Consider the following 18,970-nt stretch of genomic DNA (forward strand, 5'->3'; position numbering starts at 1 on the left):
GGGGGCAGTGGAGAGAAGTGGTGGATCAGTGGACGGCGGTGGATGCCGGAGTAGGCGTGGTGTGTTCTTCCTTCGACTCGGCCGGAGCCAGGTGAGCCGGATCCAGATCAATGCGGCGCAACAGCTGGGCGTTCAGGGCCACCACGATGGTCGAGGCAGACATCAAGATCGCGCCCACGGCCGGGGACAGCACGAACCCGATCGAGGCGAGCACTCCGGCGGCCAACGGCACGGCGAGGATGTTGTAGCCAGAGGCCCAGATCAGGTTCTGGATCATCTTGCGGTAGCTGGCCTGGGACAGCTCAATCATCGACAGCACTGCCCGCGGGTCATCACTGGCTAGAACGACCCCGGCAGATTCCACGGCCACATCCGTGCCGGCACCGATGGCGATACCGACCTCCGCGCGGGTCAGAGCAGGGGCGTCATTAACACCGTCACCGACCATGGCCACGCTCAAACCCCGGTCCTGCAGCTGCGTGACCTTGGTGTCTTTGTCTTGGGGCAGGACCTCGGCGAAGACCTCATCAATGCCTAAGTCCTGACCGACGGCGTGGGCCACCTGCTGGGCGTCGCCGGTGATCATCGCGACCTTTACCCCGCGGTCCTGCAGGGCTTTCACGGCGGCGCGGGATTCGGGGCAGATCTTGTCCTCGACGGCCACCGCACCGATGATCTGACCGTCGCGGACAATATGGAGCACACCGGCCCCACGCCTGGTCCAGGCGCTGGTGGTGTCGGTGAGCTCGGCCGGGGTGGTGAGGTTGAACTCGCGCAGCATGTTCGGCCCGCCCACGAGGATCTCAGCGCCATCGACAGTGGCCCGGACCCCCGGCCGGAGGCGGCGCTGAAACCAGTTGCACGCATTTGCCGACGGGAGGCCTCGGGATGGGCGGCCGCGGCTGCCACGATGGCGCGGGCCACGGGGTGCTCGCTGTCGGCCTCCGCGGCGGCGGCCAGGGCCAGCAGCTCGCCCTCGGTGACGCCGACAGCTGCCGCGACACCGGTGACCGCGTGCGCACCCTCGGTCAGGGTGCCGGTTTTGTCGAAGAGCACCACGTCGATGGTGCGCATCCGCTCGAGCGCCATCCGGTCCTTGATGAGCACCCCGGATTTCGCGGCCCGCTCGCTGGAGATCGCAATGACCAGCGGAATCGCCAGGCCCAGGGCGTGCGGACAGGCGATGACCAGCACCGTGACCGTGCGCACCACGACATCGTCCGGGCTGCCGATGATGGTCCACACCACCGCGGTGATCAGAGCGGAGATCAGCGCGAACCAGAACAACAACGCCGCCGCCCGATCCGCCAGGGCCTGGGCCCGGGAGGAGGACTCCTGGGCGTCGGCAACCATACGTTGGATCCCGGCCAGGGCGGTGTCCCCGCCGGTAGCCTCCACCCGGATGCGGACGGTGTTGTCGGTGGCCACGGTACCGGCGACCACCTTGTCACCGGTGTCGCGGAAGACGGGACGGGATTCGCCGGTGATCATCGCCTCATCGAATTCGGCGGCTCCGTCGAGGATGGTTCCGTCGGCCGGAACCCGGGCACCGGCCCTCACCAGCACGACGTCGTCGACGACCAGCTCGGAGATGGCTACGGTGCGGGTGGTCCCGTCGATGACTTTCTCGGCCTCATCCGGCAGCAGGGCAGCCAGCGCGTCAAGCGCGGAGGACGCGGCCCCGAGAGCGCGCATCTCCAGCCAGTGGCCCAGCAGCATGATGGTCACCAGCAGGGCCAGCTCCCACCAGAAGTCCAGGTCAAAACCGCCCAGCCCCAGAGTGGTGACCCAGGAGGCGACAAACGCCACGGTGATGGCCATGGCGATCAGGAGCATCATCCCGGGTTGGCGGGATTTCAGTTCTTTCCATCCGCCCTTGAGGAAAGGCGTTCCGCCGTAGACGAAGATGATCGTGCCTAGCACCGGGGGGATCCAGGTGGATCCGGGGAATGCCTGGAGGTGGTAGCCGAGCAGGTGGGCGACCATGGGACTGAAAATAGCGACGGGAATGGACAGAATCAGCGACCACCAGAAGCGGTCCCGAAACATTGCGGTGCTGTGTCCGGCGTGTTCGCCGTGACCATGAACGTGGTGGTCTTCGTCCAGGGCGGAGTGCGGGTGATCGTGGGGCATCGCCTGGCCGTGGGTGTCGGCATCTGCGTGGTGTTCGTTGCTGGCATGATCCGGGTGGTGGGTGTGGTCTGTTTCCGGAGCGGGGTGATCACCCGAATGGTGGGGAGTGCTCATGACGTTCCTTTCGCTCAACCCGGTCGGGGTCGAGATGATGGGTAAAACTGATCAGGATAAGACGGTGTAGCCGGCCTCCTCGATGGCCCGGCGAACCAGCTCCGTAGGTACGACACCGGTGACCGTGACGGTGGAAACACCACCAGTAGCGAGATCAATCTGGACGTCGTCAACCTGGGGGAGAGCCTGAAGGGCCTGGGTCACGCTTTTCGCGCAGTGCCCGCAGGTCAGGCCGGTGACCTGGTAACTAGGGGAAGACCCTCCTGCTGACGAGTCGCTGGCGGCAGGGATGGAGGCGGTGTCGGCACGTGAGGCAGGTCCGCAACAGCTGCAGCCGTGGGAGGCCATCGGCAAGAGGCGGGGCGGGGAGGTGATCATGGGAAAGCTCCTTCGGTTCGGTGGGGTGCGGCGATGCCGCTCTCTAACATATACCCCCCTGGGGTATATTTTCAATGGGTGGAGGGCGCGGCACTCACGCGGGGCAGGGCGTGGTCACCGAGCAGCCTCCTCACTGTCGGGAGGGGACAGCGGGAGTCGGAGGGCAAACACCGCTCCGCGACCGGGTCCGGGGGAGGTGGCGGTGAGAGTGCCGCCGTGGACCTCGATCAATGCCTTGGAGATGGTCAGACCGATACCGGCCCCGCCGTCGTCCCGGCTGCGGGCGGCATCCCCCCGGTAGAAGCGTTCGAAGATGTGTCCGAGCTGGTCAGGTGGGATACCCTCGCCGTCATCGGCGACGTGGATGAGCGCGGTGGACGCCCCCTGTCGGTGGACGCTGATCCGGACCTGCCCGCCGGCCGGGGTGTGCCGTAGCGCGTTCGAAAGGAGATTGCTCATCACCTGGCCGAAGCGTTGCCGGTCCACGAGCACCCGGGCGGTGTCTGTAATGGTCTCGACCTGCAAATCGACGCCTTTGTCAGCATAAGCTTCCCCCGCGGCAGCAGCGGCGGTATGGAGCAGATCCCCGAGCCCTTCCTCCGCCAGGTCCAAATCGATCCGGTGTTCCTGGGCCCGGGAGACATCGTCGATGTCTTCCATCAACCGGGTCAGGCGGGTGAGTTGGTCAGCCATGATCGTGTGGGTGGCATTATTCCATTCCACGACCCCGTCCTGGAGACCATCGAGGTAGACCGTGAGCACCGATAAGGGGGTGCCCATTTCGTGGGCCAGATCAGAGAGCATCTGGCGGCGGACCTGTTCGGTGTGTTCCAGCCGGTCGGCCATGGTGTTGAAGGCATGCGCCAGGGTGGTGACCTCGGGGCCTGCTTTTCCGGCGGGTACGCGGATACGGGAGTTGCCGGCCGTCAGGCTGGTAGCGGCGCGGGTGAGATCCTGCAGGGGGGTGCGCAGACGACGCGATAACCATAGGCTGGCCAGCAGGGCGCTGATCAAGGCGGTGGGCAGGGCGACGGCCAGGGTGATCAGGTTGGCACCCCGGTAGGCCTGCTCGGCATGGACCAGCTCCAGCGAGGGGTCCTCTCGGCCGGTCATCAACATATGGTCATGGAAGAGGGTCGGGCCCACCATCGTAGCTACGGCCGCGGCCACCAGCAGGCTAATCACCACGACCAACACCTGTGCTGCCAGGAAGCGGAAGGTCAGGCCGGGTCGGTGATTCATGGCTGCCCCACCCGGTAGCCCACGCCACGCACGGTGTCGATAAACCCCCGGCCCTGGGCGTCGGTGCCGAGCTTGCGACGCAAGTTTCCGATGTGGACATCGACGATGCGTTCATCACCGACCCAGGTGGTGTCCCAGACCTCGGTGACCAGGTCGTGGCGGGTCAGCACCTGGCCGGGGCGCAGGGCCAGGGCAACCAGCAGCTCGAACTCCGTGCGGGTGAGCTCCACGGTCGTCTCCCCCACCCGTACCTCATGGGCGACGGGGTCAAGGATGAGGTCACCAACGATCAAGGGAGTGGTCACCTGCGGTGGGGTGGTGCTGGTACGCGGGCGGCGCAGCACCGCATGCACCCGGGTCACCAGTTCCCGGATGCTAAAAGGTTTGGTGATGTAGTCATCCGCCCCCAGGGTCAAACCGCTGATCTTGTCGTCCTCGCTGCCACGCGCGGTGAGCATGAGGATGTAGCAGTCCGAGAAGGTGCGGATGCGTCGGCACACCTCCAGGCCGTCGAGTTCGGGCAGCCCCAGATCCAACACCACAACATCGGGGGAAAAGCGACGGGTCTCGTCCACGGCCTGAGTGCCGGTGTGCGCCTGGCGAGTATCGAAGCCGGCCCGGATAAGGTAGGAGGCCACCATCTGAGCCAGGGGTTGTTCATCATCGACGACCAGCACCCGCCCCGGGGGCGTGGCGGTGGTCGGTGTGTGGTCAGCCATAGACCCCAGTATCGCTCCGGCCAGGGGGGAATACCATCCTCGCTCAGTGCCCGGCGGGGAATCTTCATCAAATCTTCAAACATAACCCTTCGACCGCCGTCACCCCTGTGCCCCACCCCGGGCCGGCGGCATCGCCTCCCCTGGTCGGTTCAGCAGGCGCCACCAGGGATTTCACTGCAAGCACCGCATACCCGGGGCGGGTAGAAGGACATCGCCCACGACTGTGGGGTGGAGCCCCGGTGGTGACCCAGCTCACCGAATTCACCCTCTTTTCGCCCTGCTATAAGGCTGTGAGCAGGGTTTTTGATTTCTAGTCCGTCAGGCACCCGTGCTAGATAAAGGTATGGCATCGACCTTGAGGCGGTGTCTTCTCATGGTCTTACCACGATCCAAGGAGATTGACGTGAAACGAGCAGCGATTGCAGTCGCCGCCCTTGCTCTCGCCCTCACGGGGTGTTCGGCCGCCGACCCGGAACCCACCGCCGACGGGACGGTGTCCCAGGATACATTCCTGACTACCCATGGCCTGGCCGCCATGGACGCGGTGGAGATTATTGATCACCTCGACCGGCAGAAGGTCACTGAGCGTCCCACGGATCTGATCGCCTCAGTGCATCCCGATGAACTGCTGCTCTCGAGCGATGACCAGGAAGTCGTGGTCGATCTTCCCGACAATCAGACGTATGTCTCGATCGCACCCTATCTCACCTCCACCCACGACTGCTTCTACCACAGCCTCACGACCTGCCTGGGGGAACTCAACAATGAGGATATCCAGGTCACGATCACCGATGAGGCGACCGGTGAGGTCCTGGTGGACGAGGCAACAACCACCTTCGACAACGGGTTTATTGGCTTCTGGCTTCCCGATGATGCCACCGGCCTGATTGAGGTCAGCTACCAGGGGCGTACCGGCACAACGGAGTTTTCCACCGCCGACGACGGTGCCACCTGTGTCACAGACCTGCGCCTGACGTGATGGCTCAGCCGGGTCCTCACCTGCGCCTGTCTCCCGTATCACTGAAATCTAACACCAAGGAAGGTTAAATCATGATAAACGGATTTTCCCGACGACAGTTTCTGCTCGGTGGGCTCGTCCTCGCCGGCACCGGGGCCGTGGCCGCCTGCACCAGCGACCCTGGGCCCGCTGCCTCGGCACCAGGTTCCTCCCTTCGCCCCACTCCTACCCCCACTGCGCTCGGTGAGCCGACGGTGCGCCGGACACTGACCGCCCGGCCCCTTTCTCTGGATATCGGCGGTATCGAAGCCAAGACGTGGGGATACGTCTCTGACACCGGGGATGCGGCCATTGAGGCCACCGCCGGCGACGTCCTCCAGGTCGATATCACCAATGAACTGCCTGAGAGCACCTCCATCCACTGGCATGGCATCGCACTCCACAACGCAGCCGACGGTGTACCCGGCATGACCCAGGACCCCATTGAACCTGGCGAGTCTTTCTCCTATGTTTTTGAAGTCCCCCACGGTGGCACCTACTTCTACCATTCCCACTCCGGCCTGCAGCTTGATCGAGGCCTCCACGCCCCACTGATCGTCCGTGACCCGCAAGACGCTGAGGACCAGGACGTCGAGTGGACCATCGTGCTCGACGACTGGGTCGATGGCATTCAGGGCACTCCCGACGATGAGCTCGACAAGCTCACCGGAATGGGTTCGGGCGACCATAACGGGAAGAAGGGGATGGGAGGCCACGGCCATATGATGCACGGCACCCCGGACCGGGTACTGGGCGGGGATGCCGGCGATGTGATGTATCCGCACTACCTCATCAACGGACGTATCCCCCGTGCTCACCGGACCTTCGAGGCTCGCCCGGGCGACAAGGCCCGCCTGCGGTTTATCAACTCCGGCGGTGACACCATCTTCAAGGTGGCCCTCGGTGGTCACCGCATGACCGTCACCCACACCGACGGCTTCCCCGTCCAGCCCCGGGAGACCGAATCGATCTACCTGTCGATGGGCGAGCGTGTCGACGTCGAGGTCATGCTCGGCGACGGCATCTTCCCGCTCACGGCTTTGGCGGTAGGTAAGGACGACCGCGCCTTCGCCGTCATCCGCACCGCCGGCGGCCAGGCCCCCCACCCCGATGTCGACTTCCCCGAGTTGTCGTCCACCGGACTGCTTCTGTCCTCCCTGAAGCCAGCAGACCGTGCACTCCTGCCCGAGGACACACCAGACCGAGAAGTCAGCATCGACCTGGGCGGGCAGATGATGCCTTATGAATGGAGCATTCTCACCGACGGCCAATCCTCCTCCGCGACCGTGCAGGAGGGCCAGCGCCTGCGGATGGTCATGCGCAACAGGACCATGATGCCCCATCCCATGCACATCCACGGCCACACGTGGGCGCTGCCCGGCAGCGGCGGGCTACGCAAGGACACCGTCCTTCTCCGCCACGGTGAAACCGTGATCGCCGACCTAATCGCTGACAACCCCGGTGAGTGGGCATTTCACTGCCATAACGCCTATCACATGGAAACCGGGATGTTCAGCTCGCTTCGCTACGAGTAACCCCTACAGCAGGGTTGAGTGCCGAGGTGGGGTGCCCCCGAGTAGTGGACACGGCGTTAGTGTCAGGGTTGAGCAATGTGTGCTAGGAGTCGACGGGATTGAAGTATGCGTCAGCGCGCACGGCAGCAAGTTCAATGATGCGGTCGTAGCGCTTGTTAAAGCCGGTGGTTTCAGTATCAATGAAGGCAAAGACAGGCTTGCCCGGCATGCGAGGGGTGTAGCGGTTGAGGAGGTTTTCTAAAAAGCCTATGGCCCCAAGCCTAGGGGCCCATACCGACATGCCGGCCTAAACGCTATCGAACACTGCAACCAACGTGAATTTCTGTGGATACCCACACTGGCGCCGTGCGGGTTGTCCACAGGGTGAGTGTGGATCGCAGTTGTTTTTCCACAACCGAAATCCCCATGAGTCCTACCGATATGGAAGCTCTGGAGAGAAAGTTCAACGGTTAATTCTCTATTTTCTGAAGCGCCGGTTTAAACCGTTAGGCGGCCGCTCAACGCACGCGAAAGCGTCAGCTCATCGACAAACTCAAGGTCGCCACCCAGCGGCATGCCGGAGGCTAGGCGCGTGATCTTCAGTCCCGGGAAGTCTCGTAGCAGGCGCACGAGGTAGGCCGCGGTGGCCTCGCCCTCGGTGTTGGGATCGGTAGCGAGGATGACCTCGGTGATGTCCGGGGAGTCGTCGTAAAGCGGCTTCTCCGGGGTGGAGTCCGCGAGCTCTCGGTCCGGTAGCACGCCGCCGAGGCGCTGGAGTAGTTGCGAGATGTTGAGGTCCTTCGGGCCCACGTTCGCCAGCGGGTCGAGCGCGCCGCCCAGCACATGGTAGCGGCCATCGTATTCGCCGGTGCGCTCGATAACCTGGATGTCCTTGGGCTCTTCCACCACGCAGATGGTGGAAGCATCGCGCTGCGAATTGATGCAAATGCGGCAGACTTCCTCGCGGGAAATATTGCAGCAGATGCGGCAGAAGGTCACCCCATCACGCACTGCTCCCAGCGCCTTCTGGAGGCGGTCAATCTCCTCTGGATCTTGATGCAGTACGTGGAAGGCGATGCGTTGCGCTGACTTCGGGCCAATACCCGGCAGGCGCGAGAACTCATCGATGAGATCCTGCAGAGGTCCTTCAAACACGCAATGCTCCCCTCACTCAACAATCCCCTAGACCTCGACGGTCGGAGACACAACTAAAGGCCGCGCCGCCCTCCGCAAGAGGGCAACAACGGCCTTTAAGTCTAACGCGCGGCTTACTGGTTACCGCCGAAGACATCCTGGATGGACGGACCATCGTAGTTCTGCTGGGACTGCCCCATGCCCTGGGACAGCGGGCCAATCTTTTCTTGGGCCAGGCGGCCAGCAGCAGCGTGGGCCTCCTTGAAGGCGCCAACGATGAGGTCCTGAAGGGTATCGATATCCTCCGGGTCGACGACGGACTTATCAATGGAAACGCTCTGCAGCTCAGCGCCACCGGTCATGGTGACCTTCACCAGGCCATTGCCAGCGCTCCCCTCAACGGTGGCGGCCAGGATTTCCTTCTGAGCCTTCTCCAGCTCAGCCTGGACGCGGGCGGCCTGCGCCAGGATCTCGTTCATATCATTTGCCTGCTGCATCGGATCGTTCTCAGTCATGCTAAAAGTCCTTTCGTGCGGTTATTTTCACTACGCGCCAAGTGTACAGATGCCAAACTAGAGCCGCCGCGCTCCCAACTCCTGTGCGAGGAGCTCCATCGCGACTTCCGTGGCATTGCGGTGGTCCATCTCGCCGGCATTCTGCGCGGCCTCCATCATCTCGCGTTCCTCATCCGCGCGGGTGTATTCCGGCTGCGGGGCGGGAGCTTGTTGAGGTGCAGGCTGTTGCGGCGCGGCAGGTGCTTGGCCTGCGTTTTCCGGCGCCCCACCCATCCCTGTCGGCGGACCGTAGTCCTCCGGTGGTGCTTCGAACTCACCCTCGTCCGGGCCCGGTTCCGGCGGCAGCGGAACGCCGTTGCCAAACTTGGGAACCTTGGAAAACTCTTCATCCCGCTGGGCCGCTACTTGGCTCGCTTGCGCGATGCGTGATCGCCATTGGCTGCCACGGGCCTCCCTCTTTGGGGGCACTGCTGCCCCGCGCGGGGCAGTCTCCGGTCGCGTGCCTGCCTCCTCGCGCGCACCGTACTGAGATTGGGGCTGATCCGCCGTCATTTCAGACGACGGCCCCTGCTGCCCGATCCGACGCGGCGCGCCCCACGGGTCATCACTAGCGTCGCCGCGTTCCTTCGTCTCGGGTTCGCTGGTCTTGTCGACCTCTTCAGATGCTGTTGCGGCTGGGGAAGCTGGCGCAGTTTCGGAAGAGTGCGAATCAGTAGCGTTGTCCGGAGTCTCTGGACTCTCTGCCTCCTCGTCGGGCTCAGCGGCCTCACGTGGCGGTTGGTTGGGGTTCCACTGGGTACGCTGAACTGGCTCAGTCACCGTGAATCCGTGGGCCTTCGGGTCGGTGCCGATGACACACGTGACCTTCAGGGTGCGGTTGAGCTCCTCCTGAAGGACGGTCACGATGACCTCGTTGGTGCCTGGAGAATTGATGCGTTCCGCCAGCGCACCGGTGGTGTGCCCAAGAACCAAGGTGTCATCACGCACGCCGAGGACACGGGCTTCGGCGAGCATGATTTCAGCGACCTTGTTGCGACGGCCAATGGTGGCGCGCAAGTCCGACCACCGCCCGCGAATCTCCGCGGCTGGGTCGTGGGGCTGCTCAGGCTCAGGCTGCTGTTCTTGTTGTTCCGTCTGCTCCTGTTGCTGCTGTTCGTGCTGTTCCTGGTGCTGGCGCTCCGGCTGCTCTTGGCGCTGTTTAGTCTGCTCTGGCTGCGGCTCAGGTTGCGCCTCCGGCTGTGCAGGATGCTCTGTCACTTGGGGCTGCGAGTCCTCGGGGGCTGGGGTCTGCTGCGCCTGCTGGGCTGCTTCTTGAGGCTTTTCGGCCTGCTGTGGTTGCTGTTGCTGGGCCTCCTGCTTTGCTGCCTGGCGGCTGCGGCGCTGCGCGATGATGGCCGCAGCGGCAGCCGCGGGATCCTGGGCGCTGGCGACCGCAGATTGCTGGCGCTGTGCAGGCGCGGTGGGCTGCCCTGCGGGTGCCGAAGGCTGCACGCCCGTTGCCGCTGACGCGGCATTGGGCAGCTGACCGGAGGCTGCCGCTGCAGGCGCCGAGCCAACGATGAGGTGCGCGCACAGAATTTCTAGAAGTAGTCGTGGGGACGTCGCGCCCCGCAGGGAGGACACGCGCTCGTTGACGGTTTCCGCCAGGTAGGCCAGCTGCGGGCCAGAGAAACGCTGCGCCTGGGCGGTAAGGACCTCCCCGCGGTCAGTCGGCGCAGAGACCAAACCTTCCTCGAGGGCGGAGGGGACGGCCTGCAGGATCATCAGATCCCGCAGACGATCCAATAGGTCAATGGCAAAGCGGCGAGGATCGTGGCCCGCCTCAATGACATCGTCGACAAGCCGGAAGAGCCCAGCCTTATCCTGGTTCGCCAGGGATTCAACCGTGTTATCCAGCAGGCCCTCGTCCGTGACACCCAGAAGCGGACGGGCCACATCGTAGGTCAAGCCATCGGGACCCGCGCCTGCCAACAGCTGGTCCAGGATGGACAAGGTATCGCGCGGCGAACCCCCGCCGGCCTGGATGACCATGGGGTACACGGTGTCATCCACGTGGACGTTCTCCGAGGCCACGGTGCGCTCCAACAGCCCCTTCATCGCCGGTGGAGTTAGCAGGCGGAAGGGATAGTGGTGGGTACGCGAGCGGATGGTGCCGATGATCTTTTCCGGCTCCGTCGTGGCGAAGATGAAGATCACGTGCTCCGGCGGCTCCTCCACCACCTTGAGCAAAGCATTCGCGCCCGAGGCAGAAATCATGTGGGCCTCATCGATGATGAAGATGCGGTAGCGCGACTCCGCCGGCGCGTAGTAGGCGCGGTCACGCAACTCACGCATGTCCTCGACACCATTGTGAGAGGCGGCGTCGAGCTCCGTGACATCCAAGTTACCCGGCCCGCCAGGGGCCAGCGAGACGCAGGAATCGCACACCCCGCACGGCGCGGAGGTGGGGCCCTGTTCGCAGTTCAGCGAGCGGGCCATGATGCGCGCAGACGACGTCTTTCCGCAGCCACGCGGGCCGGAAAAGAGGTAGGCATGGTTAATGCGCCCCGCATCAAGGGCGGCGGACAAGGGCGTGGTGACCTGCTCTTGGCCTACCACTTCCGCGAACGTTGCTGGACGATATTTCCGGTAAAGAGCCACGGTTAGTCAGTCTAGCGCCTCGCCCCGACACGTCACTCCGAGCGCTGCCAATCCAGTAGATCGATGCCTTGCTCCGCCACCGCCTGCTGCAGCGCCGGCACGCCTTCCTCGACGGCATAGGCATACTCGGCGTCGCTCAGCATGAGCAACTGGCACACCAACGTCAGGCGGCCCTCTTCCGCCACCTGCGGGGTCTGGCCGCCCCACAGGTACGGGGCGATGAGCATGCCGTGGCGCACACTTAAGTGCGCAAAGCGCTCATCGCTTTCGGCGAAGAGCTTGGGCAAGAGCAAACCAGGTTGCGCGGGCAACAAGCCTGCAGACTCTGTAAGTAAAGCCGCCGCCGCGCTCACCGCGGCCGCCACCTCCGCCTGCCCGGCGCGGGCAACGGTGAGGAGCTCGCAGCGTACGTCGATACCTTGCTCGGCGTGCGCCAAGCCGGTATCGACGTCGGCGAAGCCACAAGTGACCGCAAGGGACTGCTCACCCTCCAGCGAAGCTAAGCCCAAGCGCTGCCCCTCGACACTCTTAAATTCAAGGTCAGCCGGGATGATCTGGTCGAGCCAGAAGGCCGTCTCGTCAGAGTTGATTGCCTTATGCCCCCAGCTTCTCCAGTGCGGCGAGCAGCACACAGGTGGCCACGCCATCCATTGCTGCCTCAACCTCTTCCTGCGGCGGCAGGGACGGGGCCAAGCGAATGTTGTGGTCCTTGGCATCCTCACCGTACGGGAAGGCAGAGCCAGCCTGGGTCAGGAGAATGCCGGCGTCACGGGCCAGCTCCCACACGCGGGTCGCGGTGCCCTCCATCACGTTCAGAGAGATGAAGTAACCACCCTTGGGGTGGGTCCAGTCCGCGATCTCATGGTGGGTGAGGTTCTTATCCAGGATGCGGAGTACCGCCTCGAACTTCGGCGCCAGCAGCGCAGCGTGGCGGCGCATGATTGCGCGCACGCCCTCCGCCGAACCGAAGAACTCGTAGTGCGCAAGCTGGTTGATCTTGTTCGGGCCGATGCCGCGGATACCGGCGTGCTCCAGGTACCACTCGAGGTTGTCTTCGGAGGAACCGAAGAAGCTCACGCCGGAACCGGCGAAGGTGATCTTCGACGACGAAGACATAGCCCAGAAGCGGTCCGGGTTGCCTTCTTGTTCCGCAATGTCCAGAATCGGCAGAATTTCCGGGAAATCCTCGGTCAACGTGTGCACGGCATAAGCGTTATCCCACACGATGCGGAAGTCCGGTGCGCCGGTCTCCATCGCTGCAAGGCGGCGGGTCTTCTCTTCAGAGATAACAGCGCCCGAGGGGTTGGAGAACATCGGCACAACCCACATGCCCTTGACCTGCGGGTCCTTAACCAGTTCCTCCACTGCTTCAATATCCGGGCCATCTTCTTCCATCGGCACCGTAACCAGCTCGAAGCCGAAGGACTCCGTGATGGCAAAGTGGCGGTCATAGCCTGGGGTAGGGCAGATCCACTTGATGGTCTCTTCCTTGGACCACGGCTTCTCAGAGCTGTTAGTACCGAAGGTGTAGGCCCACAGGATGAGGTCATACATGATGTTCAGGGAGGAAGAATCCGCCGCGATGAGGAGCTCCGGATCCATGTTGGTGAGCTTGCCCCACAGATCACGCAGCTCTTTGATGCCCTTCTGGTTGCCGTAGTTGCGCAGGTCATTGCCTGCGGCGTCAGTGTAGTGACCGCGGCCCGGCAGGACGAGCAGATCATTGGACAGATCAAGCTGGGCCTTGGACGGCTTTCCTCGGGTCAAGTCAAGATCCAAACCCTCAGCCTTGAGGGCCTCGTAGTCCTTGCGTACCTGCGCGGCAAGCTCAGTAAGCTCGGACTTTTCAAGATTAAGAAGAGACATCCGTCTTCCTTCCGGGACGTAGTGCGGACATATGGCAACCATACTAACGCCCCGTTACATCCCCCGTGTTAAAGCACACAAAATAAAAGGGGACCCCGCGCACCCGCCAGAGCCTCCTGACCCTTGCTGCATTCCTGCCCTGGGGGAGTTCAGAGGATGGACGCCACGCGGAATCCTGCGGTCTAGCCTAGCGCGCCTTGCTTGTCGACGCCAAACCGCTCCCCCACCGCCCGGCTCCCGCCCCGCTTCCAAGCGCACTTCTTACCTCGCGCCCCTAAATCCTCAAGTTCTTCGCGCTGACCTGGCGATTTTGCTTCATTAGGGGGCTCATGTAATGTTTTCCAGCGGAGGATTCGACTAGCGGCCTATGTCACACGCCTGGAACGCGTGCGGGAGTCACATCCCTCAGGGGTTCAAATCCCCTATCCTCCGCCACTGGGAAATCCCGGGCTTCACAGCATCACGCTAAGAGGTCCGGGATTTCTCTCATTTAGCACTGCGGACCCTCCAGCCGTGCAATCCAACTCAAACGCTGTTAATCGAACTCGGGAGCCTCGTAGCCGTCTTCCTTGAGCCACTCCACGTGTGGCGGGGTGTTCATGCCCCACTCGGTGCGGACAAGCAGGAAGGCCTCTTTCACCTCGGCCTCGCCATAGCCGCCATCGCGCAGGTACTGGCGGAAACCGTTGGGCCCCGGTTCTTTGATCCACAGCCACACGTAGTCATCCAGTGTGCTATCCCCCAGGATGTCTTCCATGCCCGCCGGTAGCAGCTCGCGCCCGGCGCGCACGCGCTTTTCTAGGTCTTCTTCAAAGAAGTCATAGAGGTAATCCAGGCCGTCTTCCAGATGGGCGTACTCAAAGGCTTCCATGCTGCTCCGTTCTACACCGTTCCATCCCAGACAAAGGGCTCCCGCGAAAGCTTATCGGGGATAAAGCGTTCGAGGAGGTCCGCGGCGGTATTAATCCCTTCGGCGTCATATCCCAGCGAGCGGGAGAGCAGGCGGATCACATCGCTTAGTTCTCGCCCCGGCTCCGCGAGTAACTGGCGGAGAGTTACTGCCCCATCGCGCTTGGACAGGCGGACGTTGTCCGAATTCAGCACGAGCGGGACATGAACGAACTCCGGCTCCGGATAGCCCAGCTTGTGCGCCAAGTAGGCCTGACGCGGGGCGGAAGACAGCAAGTCATCGCCGCGCACGATCTGATCGACGCCTTGGAAGGCATCGTCAACGACAACTGCCAAGTTATAGGCCCAATCCATACCCTGGCTCGGATCCACCGGGGGCTGGCCGCCACGGCGCAAGATGAAGTCATCCACCTCCCCGGTGTACTCGCCGGCGAAGGCGTCGTGGATGGTGAACGAGGTGACATCGGTACGCAGGCGTATGGCGGGCACGCGGTTCTGGGCGGCGAGTTCGGCGCGTTTGGCCTCGCGCTCGTCCTCGCTGAGATCGCGGCACGTTCCCGGATACTGCCCGGGGATGGCATGCGGAGCGCGGGAGGCTTCCTGAATATCTTTGCGCGAGCAGTAGCACTCAAAGGTAGGAAGCTGCGCCAGCGCCGCCTCATAAGCCGCATAGCGATCCTGCTGGTAGATGACTTCCCCGTCCCAGTCCAGGCCGAGCGCGGCGAGGTCCTCCAGCTGGCGCTGTGCCGACTCCCGGGAGGAGCGCTGCGTGTCAATGTCTTCCACGCGCACAAGGAAGCGGCGCCCACTGCTTCGGGCGTATAGCCACGCCAGCAACGCCGTGCGCAGGTTACCCAGATGCAGATCTCCGGACGGGCTCGGGGCATAGCGCCCAGCGGGGCTGAGAAAATCCATGGCAACCAGTCTACGAGGAGTCCCGCGCGCGTCGGGGTCCTCTACTAGAATCTCCCCCATGGCTTCTGATGCGACGTATCCCCTGCTTGATTCTGCCGACGCCGAGAAGATGCTCGCCTTCGCGCGGGCCCAGGCGCCGGGGGTTTCTCTTCCCACCGATGAATCCGCCCACATTGATGAGCAGATCAACCGAGTACTCGCAGATGACAGGTTCTTGGGCAGCGTGGAGGACGCCGTCCCCGCCGCCCAGTACCTGGAAGCCCGCGAAACCCTTCGCGTGGCTGCCGGCACCATCGAGAACATCGACGATTCTCTCACTATTGCCTCACTGGGCGCGCTGACCGGACAGCCTGCGCTCGTGGCTACCGGCTATACCCGCGTGGCCCGCGCATGGCTGGATAACGACAACACTGAAGCAGCAGAGAAATTCGCAGCCAAGGCCGCTGCAGCTGGCGACGACACGGCGTTGAATGAGATTGCCGCAGCGCGCACCGCGGCCAGCCAAAAAGACTTCTCTGAATCCGCCCCAGCCAGCGCGGAGGTGTCCTCCGGCTCCGCCAGCAACACCTCAAGCACCGACAGCAATGTATCACTGGCCGTGCTCCAAGAGCGCCTAGAATCCGCCAAGAGCGGTGAAGCCAGTGAAGTGAAAGGACACGCTGCTGAATTCGTGGCTATCAACGACGCCGTCACTGGAGGAGATTTCGACGGCGCAGGGGCCACGATGGGTGACATCCTCCGCACCATCCTCGAGTCCGCCGTGGGCGCGCTGTGGGCATCTAATTCTGCCGCCGACTGCGAGCGCGTGGCTACGCAATCTTTCACCATCCTCTCCAACGCACGGGCGGACGAGGAGTACCAACAGCTCCCCGCAGTGATGCTGGCCCGCTTCTATAGCGATGCTGCTCAGCACTCTTCTTCAGACGTGGAGCAGCGCGTGGCCTGCTTTGCTGCTGCTGCCCGCGAGTTCCAACGCTGCGGAGACCTCGATGGCGAGCTCCATGCTTTGCTCAAGACCGTGGCCCTCGATGTTCGCCACAGCGATCCGGAGGAGGCCTATGACATCCTGGCCTCGCGCTACGTGGATTCGCTGAAGCTCGAGAGTCTTCCCGTATCCGCCAAGTGGACCGTCCTGTATTCCGAAAGCCTCCGCTTGCAGGCGCAGGACATGTTTAAATCCACCCAGGTTTTGCTCGACTTCTTGGACCGGCACCCTGTCGCCGAAGCCACGACGCCGTCGGAGCACAACGCCCTTGCAGAGGTCGCCGAACTTTTAGGTGATCGCTACTCTTCCGCCGACGCAACAGACCGCGCGCGCAAGATGTACCACATTGCGTTCAACCTCTTTGCCAAGGCCAATAATGTGCGCGCTCTCGAGGAGCTGCGCAAGAAGGCCTAAGCCCCGCGGTGCACGGGGCCTAGGCTTGTCACGCTTGGCCGCCGAACCACTGCCGGTTCGCCGGCAGCCACAGCAACACAATGACCACCGCCGATGCGATGGACGCGGGCATGACCGAACTCGCCGGAATGAGCAGCACCACGATGGCGCTGATAACGGTCAGCGCAATCCGCGCGGACTGCTGCGCGTGCAGCACATAGGTGGTAAGGGCACACACCAAGAGGACCAGTACGGCAAGTAACACGCCGAGCTCGGTGGAGAGCTGGTCCGTGCGGCTTACCGCCGCCGGGCTGTTCTCAAAGGCGATGAGCCGACAGATGTTGTATACCGCGTAGCTCGTGATGAAGACCTCCAGTACCGCTGCAATCTTCAACGGCCACGGTGCCCATTGCGCCTTCATATCGGCGGCACGGCGGGTCTGACGGACAGAATCGGTGACTGCACCGTAGCGATAGTCCGGTGCGGGCGCGGCAGGCGAGCCTGTCTGTGGGGTTCCTGGAGGTTGTGGGCTACCGAAAGTCATGACACATCCTGTGCAAAGACGCCGCGTTGGCTCAGCAACCAGCGAATGGGATCCAGAACGCGGTAGGGCGCAATGCCGCTGCGGGCTAGCTGTCGGCCCGTCGGGGCCTCACCCAACGCGGAGACCACGAAGAAGCTACCGCCGCGCGGAGCTGCCGAATAGATCTTGTTGATGAGGTCATTAGCACCCAAGAAGCGCAACAGCGATTCGGCTTCAAGGTGGACCATCCAGCGGTCCGAATCGCGGAAGTTCCACCCGGTATCCCGGCGGAAAGCGGAGCCGCGGTTGGCCATGAGCTTCTTCCAGCGCACGTCATCCACCTGCTCAAGTTTCTGCACCGTGTCGAACTTCGAGATGGTCACGGCCAGTGGCGGCGGGGTATCCGTATCGAGCAGCGCCAGCAGGTTGTCCAGAACCCGCAGGGAATCCGCACCGAGCTCACCAATATTGGGAATCAGACCGTGGATAAAGTCCTGAATCTGCTGCACACGCAGCGGGTCAAAGAGGAAAATCACCAAATCCGCGTGGGAGAAGAAAGCGAGGTTCTCGCGGTCGGCTTCGCTCTCCGGAGGATTCTCCAAGTCCTCACCCGCCACGTCACGGAAGACCAGGTAGTTCATGCGCTCGTGTCCCTGTTCATCAGGCCACTTACCGAGCTCAAAAATCAGTGGGTCGCGCTGGTAGGCGTCGGTAGCCACCGCACTTGGCGTGGGGTCCATGGCACGCATCTCCTCAAAGAGCGGCTTCTCATAAACCTCGGCGTAGCGCTCGCGCGTGGATTCATCCGCCGCTTGGACGGAGCGGTTGTGCTTGTGCGCCAGCTGCTTGAGCTGCTTGATCATGACCGCGGTGTAGAGCGACTTACCGGAGTTACGCGCGCCGGCCATGGCCACGCAATGTGTCACGGCGTCGGTCCATCCCTGCGGCAGCTCCCGGTTGGTGTACGGGCTTACCGTCACACCATCCTCGAGCGGTTTAAAGGTCCACGGGCAACGTGCCTGGCTCATTAGTTCCTCTCTTTCAGCATGGCAGTGACGCGGTCAGTCAATTCCGAAAGCTCCGTGTTCGCGCCGGATTCGAGCTGCTTGACGACGTCCTCGTCGATCACTGCATGGGCCACATGAGCCGGGGTTCCGTTAATTCGCGCGAGCTCCAGCTCCTGGCGTCCGATGGCGCTCGTGATGAGCACGACGGTGGGCACCTGGGTTTCCAGCATGGAAGCCACGGGAGAATCGGTGACGTAGATGACCAGCGAGGACGTAGAGGTGAGAGTCGGCAAGCGCCACGGCCGCTGGCCTACGCGCTCCGCTCCACTATCAATGACGCCCGCGATGAAACGGGTCAGCTCATCCACCTTATGGGTCTCGATGCTGTCCTGCCCATCAGTGGCGCGGAAATGCCGGAAAGCATCGGAGAGCGCATCGATATATTTGGCGGTCGCCTCGACGATCTTCGGTGTGACATTGATCTGCATGGAGGCGGAACCATCGACGACCACGGTGACATTATCAAGGCCTGCGACATCCAGCTCCGCGCGGCGCATCTTGGAGCGCACTTCGCGGGCGGAATCGGTGATTCCGGCGCCTTCGGTCGTGCCGAATGCTTCTAAGCGGTAGCTGCCGGATTCCGGGGTGACCTCGGCGAGGCGTTCGGCGGAGTCCTCGGCGGCGTCGATAAGCACGCGTGGGAACGTCACCGAATCACTCGCGTTGCTCACCGTCAGGCGGACCTCGCTGCGCAGGCCGAAGGTCCCATTCCGTTTCGGGCGCACGACGATGGTGGCGCGCTCGGGCAGGGAGTGCACCATGATGGAGAGGTCGTGGACGCGCACGGCATCAACGCCTTCTCCTAAAATCGCCAGCTCCATCGACGCGCCGCCGGTTCCCATCTCGAAGGCTTCGACGCGCAGGATGCCGTCTGAGCCGATGCGGCGGGACTCTCCGTCCCGCAGTGTGTATTTAGCCATGACGCT

Annotated in this window: 17 protein-coding genes, 1 tRNA gene, 1 other RNA gene and 1 pseudogene; 4 read left to right on the forward strand and 16 right to left on the reverse strand. The window is 63.1% G+C overall.

The window, feature by feature from the left end:
- Positions 1–25: 25 nt before the first annotated feature.
- The 4 genes and pseudogenes from ABZS45_RS09640 to ABZS45_RS09655 all read right to left on the reverse strand — a co-directional run bounded on the left by ABZS45_RS09640 (position 26) and on the right by ABZS45_RS09655 (position 4,586).
- Positions 26–2,247: pseudogene (locus ABZS45_RS09640) on the reverse strand (copper-translocating P-type ATPase).
- 51 nt (positions 2,248–2,298) lie between these two features.
- Positions 2,299–2,625 (reverse strand): heavy-metal-associated domain-containing protein, encoded by a 327-nt coding sequence (locus ABZS45_RS09645; RefSeq protein WP_412099632.1) that lies wholly within the window; start codon positions 2,623–2,625, stop codon positions 2,299–2,301.
- A 114-nt stretch (positions 2,626–2,739) separates the two neighbouring features.
- Positions 2,740–3,867 carry a sensor histidine kinase gene (locus ABZS45_RS09650; protein ID WP_412099633.1) on the reverse strand — a complete coding sequence of 376 codons (1,128 nt, stop codon included), beginning with the start codon at positions 3,865–3,867 and terminating at the stop codon, positions 2,740–2,742.
- Positions 3,864–4,586 (reverse strand): response regulator transcription factor, encoded by a 723-nt coding sequence (locus ABZS45_RS09655; protein WP_412099634.1) that lies wholly within the window; start codon positions 4,584–4,586, stop codon positions 3,864–3,866. The genes ABZS45_RS09650 and ABZS45_RS09655 overlap by 4 nt, the downstream gene beginning before the upstream one ends.
- Positions 4,587–4,989: 403 nt before the next feature.
- Here ABZS45_RS09655 and ABZS45_RS09660 point away from each other — a divergent pair, with 403 nt between their 5' ends.
- Complete coding sequence (locus ABZS45_RS09660; protein WP_412101164.1) at positions 4,990–5,565, forward strand: CueP family metal-binding protein; 576 nt, start codon at positions 4,990–4,992, stop codon at positions 5,563–5,565.
- Between the two features lie 71 nt (positions 5,566–5,636).
- On the forward strand, positions 5,637–7,118 hold the full coding sequence (locus ABZS45_RS09665) for a multicopper oxidase domain-containing protein (RefSeq protein ID WP_412099635.1): 1,482 nt from the start codon (positions 5,637–5,639) through the stop codon (positions 7,116–7,118).
- Between the two features lie 82 nt (positions 7,119–7,200).
- Here the strand turns inward: ABZS45_RS09665 and ABZS45_RS09670 are convergent, their stop codons facing one another.
- The 7 genes from ABZS45_RS09670 to ffs form a co-directional block, all read right to left on the reverse strand.
- Positions 7,201–7,326, reverse strand: a complete 126-nt coding sequence (locus ABZS45_RS09670; RefSeq protein WP_412099636.1) for an exonuclease domain-containing protein — start codon at positions 7,324–7,326, stop codon at positions 7,201–7,203.
- 269 nt (positions 7,327–7,595) lie between these two features.
- Positions 7,596–8,252 carry a recombination mediator RecR gene (gene recR / locus ABZS45_RS09675; RefSeq protein ID WP_070731493.1) on the reverse strand — a complete coding sequence of 219 codons (657 nt, stop codon included), beginning with the start codon at positions 8,250–8,252 and terminating at the stop codon, positions 7,596–7,598.
- A 113-nt stretch (positions 8,253–8,365) separates the two neighbouring features.
- Positions 8,366–8,746: a YbaB/EbfC family nucleoid-associated protein gene (locus tag ABZS45_RS09680; protein WP_010190004.1), complete on the reverse strand. Its 381-nt coding sequence runs from the start codon at positions 8,744–8,746 to the stop codon at positions 8,366–8,368.
- Positions 8,747–8,803: 57 nt separating this feature from the next.
- On the reverse strand, positions 8,804–11,386 hold the full coding sequence (locus tag ABZS45_RS09685) for a DNA polymerase III subunit gamma and tau (RefSeq protein ID WP_412099637.1): 2,583 nt from the start codon (positions 11,384–11,386) through the stop codon (positions 8,804–8,806).
- Between the two features lie 32 nt (positions 11,387–11,418).
- The gene (locus ABZS45_RS09690) at positions 11,419–12,033 is read right to left on the reverse strand and encodes a suppressor of fused domain protein (protein WP_412099638.1); all 615 of its coding nucleotides are present in this window, start codon (positions 12,031–12,033) and stop codon (positions 11,419–11,421) included.
- On the reverse strand, positions 11,981–13,252 hold the full coding sequence (locus tag ABZS45_RS09695; protein ID WP_412099639.1) for an aminotransferase class I/II-fold pyridoxal phosphate-dependent enzyme: 1,272 nt from the start codon (positions 13,250–13,252) through the stop codon (positions 11,981–11,983). The genes ABZS45_RS09690 and ABZS45_RS09695 overlap by 53 nt, the downstream gene beginning before the upstream one ends.
- An 81-nt stretch (positions 13,253–13,333) precedes the next feature.
- An RNA gene (gene ffs, locus ABZS45_RS09700) (signal recognition particle sRNA small type) lies at positions 13,334–13,432 on the reverse strand.
- Between the two features lie 166 nt (positions 13,433–13,598).
- On the opposite strand from ffs, the gene ABZS45_RS09705 reads away from it, so the two are divergent.
- Positions 13,599–13,687: transfer RNA gene (locus ABZS45_RS09705), tRNA-Ser, on the forward strand.
- A gap of 100 nt (positions 13,688–13,787) precedes the next feature.
- Here the strand turns inward: ABZS45_RS09705 and ABZS45_RS09710 are convergent.
- Positions 13,788–14,123 (reverse strand): hypothetical protein, encoded by a 336-nt coding sequence (locus ABZS45_RS09710; RefSeq protein WP_412099640.1) that lies wholly within the window; start codon positions 14,121–14,123, stop codon positions 13,788–13,790.
- A gap of 11 nt (positions 14,124–14,134) precedes the next feature.
- Complete coding sequence (gene gluQRS, locus ABZS45_RS09715) at positions 14,135–15,076, reverse strand: tRNA glutamyl-Q(34) synthetase GluQRS (RefSeq protein WP_412099641.1); 942 nt, start codon at positions 15,074–15,076, stop codon at positions 14,135–14,137.
- Positions 15,077–15,134: 58 nt separating this feature from the next.
- On the opposite strand from gluQRS, the gene ABZS45_RS09720 reads away from it, so the two are divergent.
- A complete protein-coding gene (locus ABZS45_RS09720; RefSeq protein WP_412099642.1) occupies positions 15,135–16,475 on the forward strand; it encodes a hypothetical protein in 1,341 nt (446 codons plus the stop codon).
- 28 nt (positions 16,476–16,503) lie between these two features.
- Here the strand turns inward: ABZS45_RS09720 and ABZS45_RS09725 are convergent, their stop codons facing one another.
- Genes ABZS45_RS09725 through ABZS45_RS09735 form a run of 3 tightly spaced genes read right to left on the reverse strand, consistent with a single transcriptional unit; the run spans position 16,504 to position 18,964 of the window.
- The gene (locus ABZS45_RS09725; RefSeq protein ID WP_412099643.1) at positions 16,504–16,998 is read right to left on the reverse strand and encodes a hypothetical protein; all 495 of its coding nucleotides are present in this window, start codon (positions 16,996–16,998) and stop codon (positions 16,504–16,506) included.
- Positions 16,995–18,005: a TRAFAC clade GTPase domain-containing protein gene (locus ABZS45_RS09730; protein ID WP_144657234.1), complete on the reverse strand. Its 1,011-nt coding sequence runs from the start codon at positions 18,003–18,005 to the stop codon at positions 16,995–16,997. Before ABZS45_RS09730 ends, ABZS45_RS09725 begins: the two co-directional genes overlap by 4 nt.
- Positions 18,005–18,964, reverse strand: a complete 960-nt coding sequence (locus tag ABZS45_RS09735; protein WP_412099644.1) for a hypothetical protein — start codon at positions 18,962–18,964, stop codon at positions 18,005–18,007. Before ABZS45_RS09735 ends, ABZS45_RS09730 begins: the two co-directional genes overlap by 1 nt.
- Positions 18,965–18,970 lie beyond the last annotated feature (6 nt).

The sequence above is a fragment of the Corynebacterium aurimucosum genome, assembly GCF_046895345.1.
Lineage (GTDB): Bacteria > Actinomycetota > Actinomycetes > Mycobacteriales > Mycobacteriaceae > Corynebacterium > Corynebacterium aurimucosum_G.

What these genes read in the sequence shown, in the direction of transcription:
- ABZS45_RS09665 (WP_412099635.1), top strand. Translation starts at nt 5,637, where the DNA reads ATGATAAACGGATTTTCCCGACGACAGTTTCTGCTCGGTGGGCTCGTC.
- ABZS45_RS09670 (WP_412099636.1), bottom strand. Translation starts at nt 7,326, where the DNA reads ATGCCGGGCAAGCCTGTCTTTGCCTTCATTGATACTGAAACCACCGGC.
- ABZS45_RS09655 (WP_412099634.1), bottom strand. Translation starts at nt 4,586, where the DNA reads ATGGCTGACCACACACCGACCACCGCCACGCCCCCGGGGCGGGTGCTG.
- ABZS45_RS09730 (WP_144657234.1), bottom strand. Translation starts at nt 18,005, where the DNA reads ATGAGCCAGGCACGTTGCCCGTGGACCTTTAAACCGCTCGAGGATGGT.
- ABZS45_RS09690 (WP_412099638.1), bottom strand. Translation starts at nt 12,033, where the DNA reads ATGGCGTGGCCACCTGTGTGCTGCTCGCCGCACTGGAGAAGCTGGGGG.
- ABZS45_RS09720 (WP_412099642.1), top strand. Translation starts at nt 15,135, where the DNA reads ATGGCTTCTGATGCGACGTATCCCCTGCTTGATTCTGCCGACGCCGAG.
- ABZS45_RS09735 (WP_412099644.1), bottom strand. Translation starts at nt 18,964, where the DNA reads ATGGCTAAATACACACTGCGGGACGGAGAGTCCCGCCGCATCGGCTCA.
- ABZS45_RS09725 (WP_412099643.1), bottom strand. Translation starts at nt 16,998, where the DNA reads ATGACTTTCGGTAGCCCACAACCTCCAGGAACCCCACAGACAGGCTCG.
- ABZS45_RS09680 (WP_010190004.1), bottom strand. Translation starts at nt 8,746, where the DNA reads ATGACTGAGAACGATCCGATGCAGCAGGCAAATGATATGAACGAGATC.
- gluQRS (WP_412099641.1), bottom strand. Translation starts at nt 15,076, where the DNA reads ATGGATTTTCTCAGCCCCGCTGGGCGCTATGCCCCGAGCCCGTCCGGA.
- ABZS45_RS09645 (WP_412099632.1), bottom strand. Translation starts at nt 2,625, where the DNA reads ATGATCACCTCCCCGCCCCGCCTCTTGCCGATGGCCTCCCACGGCTGC.
- ABZS45_RS09695 (WP_412099639.1), bottom strand. Translation starts at nt 13,252, where the DNA reads ATGTCTCTTCTTAATCTTGAAAAGTCCGAGCTTACTGAGCTTGCCGCG.
- ABZS45_RS09710 (WP_412099640.1), bottom strand. Translation starts at nt 14,123, where the DNA reads ATGGAAGCCTTTGAGTACGCCCATCTGGAAGACGGCCTGGATTACCTC.
- ABZS45_RS09650 (WP_412099633.1), bottom strand. Translation starts at nt 3,867, where the DNA reads ATGAATCACCGACCCGGCCTGACCTTCCGCTTCCTGGCAGCACAGGTG.